General features: G+C 50.3%; 10 protein-coding genes. 7 read left to right on the top strand and 3 right to left on the bottom strand.

Annotated elements, in window-relative coordinates; genetic code table 11:
- Positions 1–126 precede the first annotated feature (126 nt).
- The 7 genes from ACLHR0_RS22205 to ACLHR0_RS22235 all read left to right on the top strand — a co-directional run bounded on the left by ACLHR0_RS22205 (position 127) and on the right by ACLHR0_RS22235 (position 13,875).
- Positions 127–2,169: an alpha/beta hydrolase family protein gene (locus tag ACLHR0_RS22205; RefSeq protein WP_436489593.1), complete on the top strand. Its 2,043-nt coding sequence runs from the start codon at positions 127–129 to the stop codon at positions 2,167–2,169.
- A gap of 85 nt (positions 2,170–2,254) precedes the next feature.
- Entirely contained in the window at positions 2,255–4,030 is a 1,776-nt protein-coding gene (locus ACLHR0_RS22210) for a family 16 glycoside hydrolase (RefSeq protein ID WP_436489595.1), read from the top strand.
- A 5-nt stretch (positions 4,031–4,035) separates the two neighbouring features.
- Complete coding sequence (locus ACLHR0_RS22215) at positions 4,036–6,024, top strand: plastocyanin/azurin family copper-binding protein (RefSeq protein WP_436489596.1); 1,989 nt, start codon at positions 4,036–4,038, stop codon at positions 6,022–6,024.
- 7 nt (positions 6,025–6,031) lie between these two features.
- Positions 6,032–9,844 carry a glycosyl hydrolase family 95 catalytic domain-containing protein gene (locus tag ACLHR0_RS22220; RefSeq protein ID WP_436489598.1) on the top strand — a complete coding sequence of 1,271 codons (3,813 nt, stop codon included), beginning with the start codon at positions 6,032–6,034 and terminating at the stop codon, positions 9,842–9,844.
- 7 nt (positions 9,845–9,851) lie between these two features.
- The gene (locus ACLHR0_RS22225; protein ID WP_436489600.1) at positions 9,852–10,592 is read left to right on the top strand and encodes a 3-keto-disaccharide hydrolase; all 741 of its coding nucleotides are present in this window, start codon (positions 9,852–9,854) and stop codon (positions 10,590–10,592) included.
- Positions 10,593–10,603: 11 nt separating this feature from the next.
- The gene (locus ACLHR0_RS22230; RefSeq protein WP_436489601.1) at positions 10,604–11,569 is read left to right on the top strand and encodes a pectinesterase family protein; all 966 of its coding nucleotides are present in this window, start codon (positions 10,604–10,606) and stop codon (positions 11,567–11,569) included.
- A gap of 5 nt (positions 11,570–11,574) precedes the next feature.
- Positions 11,575–13,875, top strand: a complete 2,301-nt coding sequence (locus ACLHR0_RS22235) for a glycosyl hydrolase family 28 protein (RefSeq protein ID WP_436489603.1) — start codon at positions 11,575–11,577, stop codon at positions 13,873–13,875.
- Positions 13,876–13,908: 33 nt separating this feature from the next.
- Here the strand turns inward: ACLHR0_RS22235 and ACLHR0_RS22240 are convergent, their stop codons facing one another.
- From ACLHR0_RS22240 to ACLHR0_RS22250, 3 genes are read right to left on the bottom strand one after another with little or no spacing between them, the layout of a single operon-like run.
- Positions 13,909–14,718: a class II fructose-bisphosphate aldolase gene (locus ACLHR0_RS22240; protein ID WP_436489605.1), complete on the bottom strand. Its 810-nt coding sequence runs from the start codon at positions 14,716–14,718 to the stop codon at positions 13,909–13,911.
- The gene (locus tag ACLHR0_RS22245; RefSeq protein ID WP_436489606.1) at positions 14,715–15,668 is read right to left on the bottom strand and encodes a carbohydrate kinase family protein; all 954 of its coding nucleotides are present in this window, start codon (positions 15,666–15,668) and stop codon (positions 14,715–14,717) included. The genes ACLHR0_RS22240 and ACLHR0_RS22245 overlap by 4 nt, the downstream gene beginning before the upstream one ends.
- A gap of 13 nt (positions 15,669–15,681) precedes the next feature.
- Positions 15,682–16,848 (bottom strand): SIS domain-containing protein, encoded by a 1,167-nt coding sequence (locus ACLHR0_RS22250; RefSeq protein WP_436489607.1) that lies wholly within the window; start codon positions 16,846–16,848, stop codon positions 15,682–15,684.
- Positions 16,849–16,877: the final 29 nt, after the last annotated feature.

Here is a 16,877-nt window from a genome sequence, read left to right on the forward strand (position 1 = left end):
AGTTAACAGAACATTTCCTATTATGCTATACCACCGCGTTCCGGCAACGATTGCGTAAAAAAATACTTTTTTGCATAGATATTTCTGTAGCTTGATTGCGGTAAAGGAGAACAGAATTCCATGTTGATGAAAATATTTACGCGTAGCCTTTTACTATCCGATAAGTGTTACTTACACAATTATTTAACGGCTGCCATACTGATTCCATTTATTTTATTGCTGCCGGCCACAACGGTATGTGCGCAAGCGCCTGCCAGTATTATCGACTGGGGCGCAGATAAAATGCTGAACACCTACCTGATGCAGCAAATGCACCGGCAGTATGCGGGGCGTAGTAACCGGGTGCAGCAGGCCATGCAATCAGTTTCCAGCGTACAGGCTTACCAGCAACAGCTTCGTGCTTCCTATCGCCAGCTGTTGGGCGTATTGCCGGAAAAAACGCCGTTACAGCCAACGGTCACGGGTATACTCCGTCAGGATGGCTATCATATTGAAAAGATCATTTATCAGAGTTTCCCCAAACATCACGTAACGGCCAGTTTGTATGTGCCGGCAGGTAACGGTCCGTTTCCCGGTGTGCTATTGTTTTGCGGTCATGAGGCAGAAGCAAAGGCTACGCCCTCGTACCAGCAAACCGCTATCCTGTTCGCCAGGCAGGGGTTTATGGTATTGATGATTGATCCTGTTTCACAAGGAGAGCGGCATCAGCTGACAGACAGCACCGGCCAGCCTTCCACAAGAGGAGGCACTACGGAACATACGCTGCTGAATACCGCAGCAGCCCTGGTAGGCTCCAGTGTGGCCGCTTATGAATTATGGGATAATGAGCGGGGGCTCGATTACCTGCTGTCCCGTAAAGAAGTAGATACCACCAGGATCGGTTGCCTGGGGAATTCCGGCGGCGGCACACAAACCGCTTATTTCATGGCCTTTGAAAACAGGATAAAAGTTGCCGCGGTATGCAGCTACATCACCACCCGTGAAAGAACGTTTGAACTGTCTGGTCCATTGGATGGCTGCGTGCAAATACCCAATGAAGGTAAATACGGATTGGAGATCACCGACTATATGCACCTGCTGGCGCCTAAGCCGTTGCTGGTACTGGCCGGCAGATACGATTTTGTAGACTATACCGGCGCAGAACAGGCTTACAACGAAGCAAAACAATGTTATACTACCCTGGGAGCACCGGAACGGGTACAGTTGTTAACTGTAGACGACGGGCATGGCATATCGCAACCTAAGCGCGAAGCCGCAGCCCGCTGGTTCAGGAGGTGGTTGTACCAGGATGATAAACCGGTACAGGAAGGGGCTCTTGCCGTGCTGCCAGCTACCGCGCTGAATTGTACCGGCAGCGGGGAATTAAATAATAGTATCTCCGGAGAAATTACCCTGCAACAACATTTCCTGCAAACCGCTTCCGCGCTCGCCGCCCGCCGTACGCAATTTCAACGCACGGCTACTAAAAAAGCGTTTACAGATACATTGCAGCAATTACTGGGCATCCATGTCCGGCGGAATAAAGTGCAGGTGGAACGTGCCGGCACAGGGCAGCAACAGGAATGGGCGTACGAAAAGTTATTGTTGCGCAGCGAAAATGAACCGCCGCTTCCTTTTATACTGATGCGGCCACCGGGCAATAGTGCGGTGCAAAAGGTAGTGATATGCATGAACGATGAAGGCAAGCGCACACTGCTGGACAGCACTGTCCTCCTGCAATCATACCTGCAAAAAGGTTATGCGGTGTTATTGCCTGATCTGCGTGGAATAGGTGAAACGGCCGATGGAGCTGCATTCAATCATCCAAAATTTTATAACAGGGAGTACCGGAATGTGATGTCTTCCCTGCATATTGGCCGGCCGTTGATCGGTCAACGTGTAACAGACCTGTTGCTGCTGCTGGATTACCTGCAGTCGGACCAGGAGTTTCAGAAAACCAGGATCGATATAAAAGCCTCCGGCGCTACGGCGCTGGTAGCCCTGCATGCAGCGGTAATAGATCCACGGATTAACCGCCTGCAAATAGACCAATACCCGGATTCTTTTATCACGATGATCCGCCGGATAATGAAGAAGGATCAATACAGTAACATAATTCCGGGCGCATTGCAATATTATGATGTGCCGGATCTTGTGCGGATGATGGATAAGCGTGTAGCTTTTCTGTAAGCAGCGTAGCAACTTTTTTTAATTCTTTGATAACCTGTCAATGTCGATCAGATCTCTTTTATTACAAAGCCTAACCATACTAAGTGTGGCATCCTGTTCGTCCGGCAGCAAAAATGCCGTTCCGCCGGAAAGCCTGCCCATGGAGGAAATCAACCTGGATAATACGAATGCTTTTACGGCAACGGATCACCATTGGCGTATAGCCGGCAACGTATATGCGGACCGGCAGCAACCGCATCACATGGAAATTGCAGCCGGCAAAGGCATCCTGGTGTGTGACCTTTCCGGAAATACGGCAGACAGTACGGAGCTGCGCACTAAACTGGTACATGGCGATCTTGACCTGGAGCTGGATTTCATGTTATCTGCTGATGCCGCAGCAAGTATTCTTTTCCAGGGAAAATATACATTGCAGCTGAAAGACAGCTGGTTAAAAGACAGCGTTACGAACACAGACTGTGGCGCCATTGAAGGAAGACCGCCTGTATTGAACGCCTGCAAGGCGCCGGGTTTATGGCAGCACCTGTCGGTGAAATATAAGGCATTGCGTCCTTCAACACCGGATAGCAATGGTGTTTACTCCGCAAGCGAAAGCGGCTTTGCATCCGTGGAACTGAATGGCCGCGCGGTGAGCCGGTTGCAGATCATTAACACACACGACACCGCATTGCGTGATGTACCAGGACCGCTGCGTTTTATCGTACACAAAGGCCCGGTGGTCTTCCGGAATATCCGCTATAAAACCTATGGCAATGATCGCGCAAAATTAGCAGATATGCGTTTCCGTGTGTATAAGGGCGTCTATAAAAATCACGATACGCTGCAACAGCTAACGCCCGTAAAATCAGGCAGCACCGATTCACTGACCTTCCATACCGGCGATAAACGCGCCCACTTATTAGTGGAAGGAAAACTACTGGTACCGGTAACAGGCCAATACATCTTCAGGCTGCAGGCCGGTGGTCCTGTGCGGTTAATGATTGATGGAAATGAAATCGCCAACAACGGCGGTACCCGCGACTACCAGCGCGCTTTTTACGGTGATACTACGCTGGAGAAAGGAGGACATACTTTTCAACTCAGCTACGCCAATTACGACGAAAGCCTGGTACTGCTGTATGAAGGTCCGCATATTCCCTTTACCGCCCTTACTACGCCTGCTTCTGAAAGGATGGCAGAAATATCGCCACAGATGGAATATCCTGTTAGGAATGCCCCGGCAGTACAACGCGGTTTTATAGAACATCGCGGTAAGGTTAATCCATACAGCATAGCAGTGGGTATGCCCGGCGGATTGAACTACGCTTACGATATGGTTAACTATAGCCCTTTAATGACCTGGCACGGCCGGTACCTGGATATCGCTGAAATGTGGCATGAACGCGGTGAGAAGCAACTGGAAAAACCTTTGGGCGCTGCCCTGGAACTGGCAGGTACGCCGTCTATTGCGGAGTTGCAGGCCCCGGATGCCCCATGGCCGGACTCCATACGGGAAGACAGCAGCAGCTATACTAACCGCGGATATAAACTGTTGCCGGATGGATTGCCGGTGTACCTGTATACCTTGCATCAATGGTCTGTGGAAGATTATCTGCATCCCCGCAGCGACCGGAAAGGATTGATCCGCGAGGTGACGGTAACCAATAACGGAAGCACTAACGGGAACGCCTGGTGGTTAATGGCAAGCGGCGGCGTCATCGAAAAATTACCGGATGGCAGTTATGCGGTAGATGATAAACAATATTATATAGAAACAGCCTTGTCGCCGCAGATCGTGCAAAGTAAAGGACAATACCGTTTGTTAGTACCCCTGCCGGCGGATAGCAAAAAGGTGAACATTCATTATTCCATTATCTGGTAAAAATTATGATAAGCAAACAACATAGGTCTTTTTTGTTGCTCGTGTGGAGTATGCTGTTACCCTACATCGCAGCTGCACAACAGGAGATGAAGGCCAGGGAAAGTAAATATTATGCTATCACAGACGTGCCCATACCAGACAGCGTAGCGCTGGAGGTTGGAGGTCTCACATTTACACCGGACGACAAGCTGGGAGTGGCCACCAGGCACGGAGAGATATGGCTGATTACAGATCCCTACCAGAAGAAATCAAGGTATCCGCATTACACCCGCTTTGCAGCAGGCATGCATGAAACTCTGGGCCTTGCCTGGCACAACGGTTCCTTTTACACTACGCAGCGCTCGGAATTAACCCGTGTTACAGATACAGACAAAGACGGGAAAGCCGATCTCTTTCAAACGGTTGCCTCGTGGCCTTTATCGGGCAACTACCATGAATATTCCTACGGACCGCTGTTCCTGCCCAACGGAGATATGATCGTTACACTCAACCTTTCCTGGATTGGGCGCGGCGCAAGCCTTACCAAGTGGCGTGGCTGGATGATGCAGATAAAACCGGATGGCACCATGAAACCTTTTGCCGGCGGCATGCGGTCGCCCGCAGGTTTTGGATTGTCGGAGAGCGGGGATATTTTTTTTGCAGAAAACCAGGGCGACTGGATCGGGTCCGGAAGGATCACTCAACTGGACTATGGCGATTTTGCGGGTCACCCTGCAGGTATGCGCTGGTCCGGCGAATACGGATCACCACTGCATTTAAAGCCGCAGCAATTTCCTGACTCCATCGGTATCCTGCACGATTTTGCCCGTAAAATACCGCACTTCAAGGAACCCAGCGTATGGTTTCCGCATACACTCATGGGCACTTCTACGTCAGCAGTCATCAACATCGACTCAGACGCATTTGGTCCTTTTAATGGCCAGCTGCTGGTAGGCGATCAGGGACACAGCAAAGTAATGCGCGCCTTCCTGGAGAAAGTGAACGGCAAATACCAGGGCGCCTGTTTCCCTTTCCTGGAAGGGTTTTCGTCAGGTGTGCTGCGGCTTGTATGGGGAAGCGATCATTCGTTATTTGTTGGTATGACCAGCAGGGGATGGGCCTCTACAGGGCCGGCTCCCTACGGTTTGCAACGGGTGAACTTTAAGGGCAACACGCCTTTTGAGATAAAGGCCATGCGGGCGCAAAGCAATGGCTTTGAACTTGAATTTACATCTCCGGTAAATAAAAAACAGGCGGTGAATAACCGCTTATTCCAGGTAACAGGATTTACGTATAGCTATCACAGTAAGTACGGCAGCCCGGTGATTAACAGTCAACCCTGCGCTGTTGTAAAAAGCGAAGTATCTGATGATGGCCGCCGGGTAAGGATCTATGTAGAAGGTTTACGCGAGGGATATATTCATGCGTTGGATATAACCGGCTTGCAATCGCAGGTTGGTGTACCGCTGTTGCATAATACGGCCTATTACACGCTCAATGCTATTCCGGCTGGAAGTGGCGGTATGCCTGGTTGTGCTATAACACCCAAAAGCGCGGCAGCCACCGCCAATAATAATACTGCCTGTGGCAGTGATCCTTCGAAATGCGTAAATGTGCAGCCGGCCAGCTGGACCAAAGGTCCCGATGTGGTCATCAAAATAGGTACCCTGCCGGGTCTGAAGTTTGACCCGGCTGAAGTGCAGGTGCCGGCGGGAAGCAAAGTGAAACTGGTGTTTAATAATAACGATGATATGCTGCATAACCTGGTGATCGTAAAACCCGGCAAAGGAGATGTGGTAGGAAAACTGGCGATGGATATGGGATTGAATGGTTCCCAGCTCGCCTACGTGCCGCGTTCAGCCGACGTGTTGTTTAACACCTGCCTGCTGCAACCGGAAACATCACAGGGCATTTATTTTATTGCACCGGCAACACCGGGTAATTACCCTTACGTATGTACGTTCCCTGGGCATTATACCGTGATGAAAGGAATAATGAAAGTTGTAAAGAAATAAAGTGATCATGCAACGATTTTTCTATGTTTGTTTATGGATATGCGTGTCGGCCAATAGCTGGGCACAGGACAGGAAAGCTGTATTAAGTACAGATAAACTGAAGAAATATGTTACGCTCTTCAACCGCCTGGACACAGGAGAAGTGAAACAATACATCCCGGATGACCAGGCAGCTGCATGGCTTGAAAGCAATGTGCCGTTATTTGATTGCCCTGATAACGTGATCGAACAAACGTACTATTTCCGCTGGTGGAGTTTTCGTAAGCATCTTAAAAAAACTCCTGACGGGTTTATCTTCACAGAATTTATTATTCCTGTAAAACATGCAGGCAGATATAATGCACTGAGTTGCGCACTTGGCCATCATATTTATGAAGGACGCTGGTTGCGCGATACACAGTACGTTCATCAATATATCCGCTATTGGCTGGAGAAGGACCAGCAGCAGGCCAAACCGCGTTTCCACCAGTTCAGCAGCTGGGCGGCGGATGCTATCTATAATTATTATCTCGTAAATGCGGACCGGAATTTTGCCCTAAGCCTGCTGGATTCACTCGATAAAGATTACCGGCTGTGGGAGCAGGAAAGAGGTTTGCCCGACGGCATGTACTGGCAGTTTGATGTGAAAGATGGCATGGAAGAATCCATCAGTGGTTCACGTAAGGAAAGAAATATCCGTCCCACTATCAATAGTTATATGTACGGAAATGCCAGGGCATTGTCGCAGTTGGCCGCTATGGCCGGGCGCGACAGTCTCCGGCAGAGATACGTGCAACTGGCAGCACAGCTCAAAGCCGGTGTGCAAAACAGGCTTTGGGATGATACCGCCGCTTTTTTTAAGGTGCAGTTGGCCAAAGGCCCGTTGTCAGGCGTAAGAGAAGAAATAGGGTATATCCCCTGGTATTTCAACCTGCCGGACGATCAGCCTGAATATGCAAAGGCCTGGCAACAGTTGACAGACCGCAACGGCTTTAATGCGCCCTGGGGGCTTACCACCGCAGAGCAGCGGCATCCGGCTTTTCGTACGCACGGTACCGGTGGTTGCGAGTGGGACGGCGCCATATGGCCGTTTGCCACTACGCAAACACTAAAAGGGCTTGCGAACCTGCTTACGCGTTACCGGCATCATGATGGCATCACTGCGGGTGTATATTTCCGTGCGTTACAAACCTATGCGCGCTCCCATCAGAAAAACGGGCAGCCTTACCTGGGTGAATACCAGGATGAAAAGAACGGCTACTGGCTGAAAGGTGATGATCCGCGCAGCAGCTATTATAACCACTCCGGCTTCTGCGACCTGGTGATCAGCGACCTGGTGGGACTGAAACCACGGGACGATGAACAGGTGGAGATATACCCGCTGATACCCGCCGGAACCTGGGATTGGTTTTGCCTGGACCAGGTACCTTATCATGGCCGTTTGCTTACCATCCTGTGGGATAAAACGGGTAAAAAATATCATAGAGGAAAAGGCTTCCAGGTATTTGCAGATGGAACGAAAATATACAGCGGAACCAATCTTACACCTGTACTAACGCCACTGCCGCGAAAAAAAGCAGCGTTAACGCTTTGGTATGACCACCCCGCTGCTAAATGGACCGCCGCAATACCCATCGGCAACGGGCGCTTGGGCGCCATGATCTTTGGGGGTGTAAATGAAGAACACCTGCAGTTCAATGAAGCTACCTTATGGACTGATGGTCCGCGTGAACATGCGCGTGCCGGTGCGGTGCAGTACCTGCCAAAGATCCGTGCACTCCTCGCCGAAGGGCGGCAAAAGGAAGCGGAACAACTGGCGGAAGAGCATTTCATGGGACAGAAAAGCGCGCCGCCGGTATCCCGCTATGAGGCGGATTATCAGCCGTTCGGCGACCTTTGGCTACGTTTTAAAGATACCCTGCCGGCCGCAACAGGTTACCGGCGGGAACTGGACCTTGCTAACGCTGTTGCCCGTACGACTTATACTGCCAATAACGTGGAATATACCCGCGAATATTTTTCGAGTGCACCGCATCAGGCCATCGTCCTGCAGCTGTCGGCCAATAAACCCGGCAGCATCAGCTTCACCGCTGCTTTGAAAAGTCCGCAGCCATTGTATTCCACCCGGAAAATAAATGACAGCACACTGGCGCTTTCCCTGAAGGTACAGCACGGCGTGTTGAAAGGAGAAAGCTGGCTGAAGGTGAGTGTGTCAAACGGACGTGTAGCCGTTACAGATAGCAGCATCACGGTTACTAACGCGAACGCAGCTACGCTATATCTTACTGCTGCTACCAGTTACCGCAATTATAAGGATGTTTCAGCAGATCCGGTAGCGCTGTGCAGGAAGGTTATACAGCCGTTATCATCTTACCAAAACATACGCTCCGCACATATCAAAGACTACCAGCAGTATTTCAATACCTTCTCGGTGGATCTGGGCGAGGGACAAACGCAGTTGCCTACAGACCAGCGGATCAGCCGGTTTACCGCGACTACCGATCCCGCGCTGGCCGCATTGTATATCCAATACGCCCGGTACCTGATGATCTCCGGGTCGAGGCCAGGCGGACAACCACTCAACTTGCAGGGTATCTGGAACGATCAGATGTCGCCTCCCTGGGGCAGTAAGTATACCACCAATATTAACCTGGAAATGAATTACTGGCCGGCAGAAGTGTTGCATCTCTCCAAATGTGCGGAGCCGCTGTTCGCCATGACCCGCGAATTATCGGAAGCGGGCCGCCGCACCGCAACGGAGCATTACGGTGCTCCTGGGTGGGTGTTGCATCATAACACGGATTTGTGGAGAGGAACAGCGCCTATCAATGCCGCCAACCACGGCATATGGGTTACAGGCGCTGCATGGCTGTGCCACCATCTGTGGGAACATTATCTCTATACAAAGGATAAAGTTTTTTTACAGCAACAGGCTTATCCGCTGATGAAAGCAGCAGCTGATTTTTTTGTAAGTTTCCTCGTGAAAGATCCTGCCACCGGCTGGTTGATCAGCACCCCTTCCAACTCGCCGGAGAATGGTGGCTTAGTAGCCGGTCCTACGATGGACCACCAGTTAATAAGAGACCTGTTCCGGAATTGTATACAAGCCAGCGAAATATTGCACCAGGACGCCGCCTTCCGTGAAACGTTGCAGGCAAAATATAAACAGATTGCGCCCAACCAGGTAGGGAAGCACGGACAGCTGCAGGAGTGGTTGCAGGATGTGGATGACCCGGAAAATCATCACCGCCATGTATCGCATCTGTGGGGCGTGTTCCCGGGTACCGACATTACCTGGGATCAATCGCCGTCCATGATGAAAGCCGCCCGCCAATCGCTTCTTTTCCGCGGCGATGATGGCACCGGCTGGAGCCTGGCCTGGAAGATCAACCTCTGGGCAAGGTTCAAAGACGGCAATCACGCGCTTACCATGATCAACAAATTGCTTACTCCTGCAGAGGGCCCTACCGGCAAAGCACACGGAGGATCGTATATCAACCTGTTTGATGCCCATCCACCTTTCCAGATAGATGGAAATTTTGGCGGCGCTTCCGGCATGGCAGAAATGATTGTGCAAAGCCATATGGATTATATTGAACTGCTGCCCGCGTTGCCGGATGCCTGGCCCTCGGGACAGGTCAGCGGCATTTGCGCCAGGGGTGGTTTTGTATTGGATATCCGCTGGCAACAAGGCCAATTGCAGCAACTAACGGTAACGGCTACTTCAGATGGACCTTGTGAATTACGCTATAAAGAACAACAGGTGAAATTTACGGCGAGGAAAGGAAAGCGCTACCAGCTACAAATGACAGCCGGCCGGTTACAAATGATCAAGCAATGATTTCTCTATGAAAACAATTTATCTTTTTACAGCATTCCTTTTTTTTACATACGCTGTGCAGGCACAGGAAATAAAACCGGAAGCTACGGAGGACTGGTCCACGCAACCGCCGCAGGTGACGCCCGGTAAAAATGCAGGCCCCCCTTCCGATGCCATCGTGTTGTTTGCAGGGGAAAAAGACCTGGGCAAATGGGAGCATGCCGACAGCAGCCCGGTGAAATGGACCGTAAAAGGAAGCGAACTAACGGTAACGCCTAAAGCAAAAGATATCCGTACCAAACAGGCCTTCGGCAATATACAACTGCACATAGAATGGAAAACACCTGATCCCCGGGAAGATCGTGGTAATAGTCGTGGTAACAGCGGGGTACTGTTCATGGGACTATATGAACTGCAGATATACGAGAACTATCAATATCTTCATAAAATCTATTACAACGGGCAGGCGGGCAGTATCTATAAACAATATGCGCCGCTGGTAAATGCCTGTTTGCCGCCACAAACCTGGCAAACATTTGATGTAGTTTTTGAAACCCCGGTATTCAACGCCGACCAGTCGCTGAAAACACCAGCCTATATCACGGTATTTCACAACGGGGTATTGATACAATATCATGTTGCTATCAAAGGACCAATGGTGTATGCCGGTTACCCGGAGTATCAATATCATGAAAATAAATTACCGCTGGTATTACAGGAACATAACAGCCGCGTGAGCTTCCGGAATATCTGGTTAAGGGAATTCTAAAAATCATCCATATGAAAAAAATATTTTACCTGCTACTTATTATATGCTCCGCCGCAGGCGCAATGGCGCAGCAAACATATCCCTCGCGGTTAACGGTGGCTAAAGATGGCAGCGGAGACTATACCACCATCCAGGAAGCGGTGAATGCCGTCAGGGCTTATTCTCCTGTACCACTCACCATTACTATTAAAAACGGGGTATACCCCGAAAAGCTGGTCGTTCCTTCATGGGTAACAAACATCACCTTCATCGGTGAAAGTCGTGATAGCACTATTATCACCAATGATGATTATTCCGGTAAGCTGGTGGGAGATAAGAAGTTAAGCACTTTCAACTCCTACACCGTATGGGTGCAGGGCAATGATGTGAAAATAGAAAACCTTACGATCCGGAATACAGCAGGGCGTGTAGGCCAGGCCGTTGCATTGCATGTCGACGGTGACCATTTTGTGATCCGCAACTGTAATCTGCTTGGCAACCAGGATACGCTGCTGACTGCTAACAGCAACAGCTGCCAGTATTATGAGAATTGTTTCATTGAAGGCACCACCGATTTTATTTTTGGCCCGGCTACGGCGTTGTTTCGTCGCTGTACCATCCGTAGCCTTTCCGATTCCTATATCACTGCCGCCTCTACCACAAAGGAACAGGCATACGGCTATGTATTCCTGGAATGCAACATCACAGCTGGTAAAGAGGCCAGCAAAGTATATCTCGGCAGGCCGTGGCGTGCGTATGCCCGTACCGTTTTTATCCGATGTGAAATGGGCAGGCATATTTTGCCGGCAGGCTGGCATAACTGGGATAAAAAGGAAAATGAACAAACTGCTTTTTACGCAGAATATAATAACACGGGAGAAGGGGCCACTGTTGCAGGGCGGGTTCCCTGGAGCAAGCAATTGAGCGCCAGGGAGGCCAAAAGATATGTGGCGACTAATATATTGGGAGGGTGGGATCCTGTTAACAAAGAAAAATAACTGGTATGAACATACGAAAGATAAGCATCTTAATGGCCGCAGGCATAGGAATAGCTGTACACGCTTTTTCGCAGTACTCCTGGACGCGGTTACCTGAAATAGCATCTCCTGTTTTTAAGAAAGATACTTTTAATATCACCCGCTATGGCGCGGTTCCGGATGGTATTACATTGAATACAACGGCGATCAATAACGCGATCACCGCATGCAGCCGGAATGGTGGCGGCGTGGTGCTGGTGCCGGAAGGACTCTGGCTTACCGGGCCTGTGGTCATGAAAAATAATGTGAACCTGCATCTGAAAAGTGCCGCTACGCTATTGTTCACACCGGATAAGAGCCAGTATGCGTTGGTGGAAGGTCTTTATGAAGGCCGTTCCGCCGCCCGTAACCAATCGCCGGTAAGCGGCAGCAACCTGCATGACATCGCCATTACCGGAAAGGGTGTGATTGATGGCAACGGTGATGTATGGCGCGCAGTGGGCAAAGGTCAGCTAACCGAAAGTGAATGGAAAAAGAAAGTAGCGTCGGGTGGTGTACTTGGAAAAAATGGAAATGAATGGTATCCGAGTGAGCAATACAAAGCGGCTAAGGAACAAGGCATGAGCATGCTGCTGGTGCCAGGCAAGCTACTGGAGGAGTATGCCGTGATGAAAGATTTCCTCCGGCCCAATCTTGTAGCGCTGAATAACTGCAAAAGAGTATTGCTGGAAGGTGTTATTTTCCAGAACTCCGCTGCGTGGTGCCTGCATCCTTCTCTTTGCGAAGATCTCACTTTGCGTAACCTGCTGGTTAAAAACCCGGCTTATGCGCAAAACGGGGATGGCGCTGATATTGAGTCGTGCCGCAACTTTTTGATAGAAGGCTGCACCTTTGATGTTGGTGATGATGCCATTTGCATCAAATCCGGCAAAGATGAAGAAGGACGCCGGCGGGGCAAGCCAACCGAAAATGGTATTGTGCGTAACAGTATTGTGTATAAAGCCCACGGCGGTTTTGTGATAGGCAGTGAAATGAGTGGCGGCGCCCGGAACATTTTTGTATACAACTGTACTTTTGTGGGAACGGATAAGGGGCTGCGTTTCAAATCTACCCGCGGCCGTGGAGGTGTGGTGGAAAAGATCTATGCAAAGAATATATTCATGAAAGATATTGTGGAAGAAGCGGTATTTTTTGACCTGTACTACTTCGTGAAATTTGCTACAGACAGCCAGCGGGATGAACGGCCACAGGTAAATGAAGGTACGCCGGTATTCAGGGATATGGAGTTTGATAACATTGTTTGTAATGGTGCAAAGAAAGCAATTTTTATCCGTGGCTTGCCGGAGATGCCGGTGAAAAATATCCGGATCAGCAATAGTGTCTTTAAAACAACTATCGGAAAAGAATTAACGGATGCCGATAATATTGTGCTTGATAATGTGCGGATGGACACACAAGTGCCGCGGGATACGTCTTTCGCCGTTTGGAGTACTTATCAGAAACAACGTTTGAAGTTTCCATTTATAAAAATTGCATCGCCAACGCCGCCCGCCGGTATGAAGCAGGCAATGGATGTGCCTTATCGCGAAGCAAGCGGTCGCAGTTTATTACTGGATGTATTTTATAGTAAAGAAAAACAGCGTAAACCTGCGGTGTTACTGATCTTTGGCGGTGGCTGGCATTCGGGCGATAAAACCCATAACCATGCAATGGCAGTGGAGCTGGTGAAAAGAGGATACGTAGCAGTATCAGCAGAATACCGTTTGTCCGGGGAAGCGCAATACCCCGCGGCTGTGCAGGATCTGAAGGCGGCTGTACGTTGGATGCGCGCTCATGCCGGCGAATATGGTATTGATACCAATCACATTGCAGCACTGGGTTGTTCTGCCGGTGGGCAGCTGGCTGCGTTAATGGGCGCCACCAACGGCGCACCAAAGTTTGAAGAGGGCAACATAGCTCATTCCTCCGCTGTTCAGGCGGCCATTGATATCGATGGTATCCTGGCATTCAAACACCCGGAGTCGGCGGAAGCCGGCGCGGCGTCTGAATGGCTGGGCGGCACCTATGAGGAAAAGCCGGAGCTATGGAAGGAGGCATCTGCATTAACTTATGCAGGAAGCAATACGGTTCCCATGCTTTTTATTAACAGCTCCTTTTCCCAGTTTCATGCCGGCAGGAACGACATGATGCGTGTACTGAAAGAACATAAGATCTATTCGGAAGCCCATGAGCTGCCGGATACACCGCATCCGTTCTGGTTTTTTGATCCCTGGTTTGATAAAACAATGGATTATTCCACTGCATTTCTGCAGAAGGTTTTCAGGTAAAACAGCTACTTTAAGAAATGAAACCCGGTTATTTTATATCACACTCAGCTTCTGCGATATCAGTTCTGTTACTGCATTGATGGCTTTCGGGAAAACCCTGCGCAAATCTATGTCCTGGCTGGTCAGCAATTGTTGCTGCAATGTTTTCATAAAAATATTTTTTGTTTCTGTGGCCAGGTTCACTTTGGTGATACCGTTTTTAACCGCTTCTTTCAGCTGGTCGTCCGGAACACCGGAGCAGCCGTGTAATACAAGGGCAGCGGGCGTGGCGGCATGGATCTCTTTAAGCAGGCCGATCTGCAGATGCGGAGGTGATTTATAAAAACCATGCGCGGTACCGATGGCGACGGCCAGTGCGTTAACACCGGTTTCTTCTACAAATTGCTTCGCCTGTTCCGGGCTGGTGAAGGCAGCTGTTTGTTCCTGTCCGAGTTTTGCAATATATCCCAGTTCAGCTTCCACATTCACATCATAACCAGCGGCTACCCTTACAACGGCAGTGGTAGTACGAATATTTTCTTCAAAAGATCTTTCACTGGCATCGATCATTACGGAGTCGAAGCCGGCATCCAGGCATTCTCGGATCGTGTGTATGTTGCTGCCATGATCAAGATGTACCCATCCGGTTACGCCATACTGACGAAGCGCTACCCTCGCCATGTTAACGGCGGAGTTGATACCCAGGTATTGCAACGTGCTTTCTGATAGTTGCAGTATCAGGCTGCAGTTGGCTGCTTTGGCCGCCATCAGCAAGCCTTTCAGTGTTTCGAAATTATAAAAATTCACGGCCAGCAAAGCGGAGCCCGACTGTGAACATTGCTGTAGTTGTTGTTTCAGGTTCATGCTGGTAGGTAATTAAATTTTTGAATGGCAATAGCGTGGAAGGTATCAAGACTATGAAAAGCCGTGGTGCCCCCGGGCGCGGTGGTGTTAATGGCGCCGGCCAGGGCGGCGTATTCAGCGCATTGCCGCAACGAACGGTTACGGATATACTGACTGATAAAGCCTGCATTAAAGCTGTCGCCCGCCCCGATACAATCGGCAATGTCTGTTTGTTTAAAGGAAGGCTGGTGGAACAGCGAGTGACCGTCCCACACATAGGCGCCTGCTTCCCCATGCTTAACCGCTACAATATTGGCATAGGCGCTGATCGTTTGCAGGCAGGAGGAAACGCTGTTGCCGCCGGTGAATGCACATAGTTCGGCGATGTTGGGCAGAAAGACATCTACGTGGGGCAATAATGTGGGGAGGTCGATATCCCACTGTTCTGCCGGGTCCCATTGCGGGTCAAGAGAGGTGGTGAGTCCCAGCATTTTTGCCCGGGCAAAAAGCCGGCACAGATCAGGTTTCAGGGCTGGTTGTAAAAATACAGAGCTTACATGCAGGTGCCGGGCGTTTGCGAGCGTGGCATCTGTAATATCTGCCATACTCAGTTCTTCCATAGCGCCGGGGTACGTGATCATGGCTCTTTCCTGCTCATGACTGAAAGCAATGCTGATGCCGGTACCGGCGGTCCGGCTATATACAATCCCGGAAGTATCCACGCCTTTCGAGGATAGTTCGGACAGCACTTTATGGCCGAACATATCATTACCTATTTTACCGGCAAAGGTAACGGCAGCGCCAAGGGTACTAAGGTTGCAGGCAAAGATGGCGGCGCTGCTGCCCAGTACGAAGGTCATGTCTTTTGCGAGTATTTCTTTGCCCAGAGCGGGCAATGTGTTAAGCTTGTTGAGTATCAGGTCAACATTCAGTTCTCCGACCACCAATACATCAAACGTTGTGTTGTTCATAGCGGTGTTTTTATCAGGCATTGAGCGGATAGATGGCAACACCTTCCACAACGCGGGTGATGGCGCCGTTTACGGAAGGATTGTCCGGCTGAAGGCCCAGGGATAAAGAAGTAAAAAAGGCCAGCAGTTGCAGGGGCAATATACTGCATACACATAACAGATCTTCCTCCAGCAGCAACGGCTGATCGCCCGTGAGCAGAATGGTATCCAGTTCAGGCACTTCGCCGTTAGCCGGCAGTATACCCATTTCCAGGAGTGCCTTGTTACCCTGCTTCATGGAAATGACGAGGTCCTTTTCATAATTTAAAACGTAGCTGTTGTTCGAGAATATATATACGACGAGGGTGTTTTCATCGATGATAGCTTTCGGGCCATGCCGGAAGCCGAGGAAACTGTCGCTTTTGCAAATGACTTTGCCGCCGCTGAGTTCCTGTAGTTTCAGGTGAGCTTCTGTGGCAGTACCGTAAAATGCGCCGTCGCCCAGGAATACCGCGCGGGTAAATTTTTTGCCGGCGATAGTGCGGAGCAGGGCCGTGTAACGGGTGAGCAGCTGCTTCCCATAGGTGCACAGTACTTCCACTTGCTGCCGCATGGCGGCGATGTTATGCAGCCGGGTGATCAGGGCGCCGGTAAGCAGCATGCCGGTATAGCTGCTGGTCATGGCGAGGCTCTTATCATTACATTCCGGTGGCAGCAGGATCATGTGTTGCGGGTGTTGGCTCTGCCAGCCGGCCAGTTGCCCGCTGTGATTGCAGGTAATGATCAGGTGGTAACAGCGCCGGGAGATGTTGTCTGCCAGTTCCAGTGCAGCGCAGCTTTCCGGGCTGTTGCCGGAGCGTGCAAAGGAAATGATCAGTGGTATCCTGTCGGAATGAAAATAATCGTGCGGGTGCGCTACCAGGTCTGTGGTGGGTATAGCCCTGGTGATAACGCCGGTATGGCGGAAGAAGCTGCCTGTGAGCGAAAGACCAATAAAAGCACTTGTACCGGCACCGGTAAGAATGATGTTGTCCACTGTATGATAGGCTTCTTCCAGGAACGCCGACAGGGCAGTGGCTTCGCCGGTCAGCCCGTTCATGATCTTTTCCCATATGTAAGGCTGTTGCGCAATTTCCCGGGCAGTATGGAAGGCTCCTTTTTCTTGCAATGCGGAAGGTTCCAGTTCAAGTACTGATTGCATAGTTAAGATATAAGTGAGTAATACAATAC

The sequence above is a fragment of the Chitinophaga sp. ARDCPP14 genome (genome assembly GCF_051362515.1).
In the GTDB taxonomy this organism is placed as follows: domain Bacteria; phylum Bacteroidota; class Bacteroidia; order Chitinophagales; family Chitinophagaceae; genus Chitinophaga.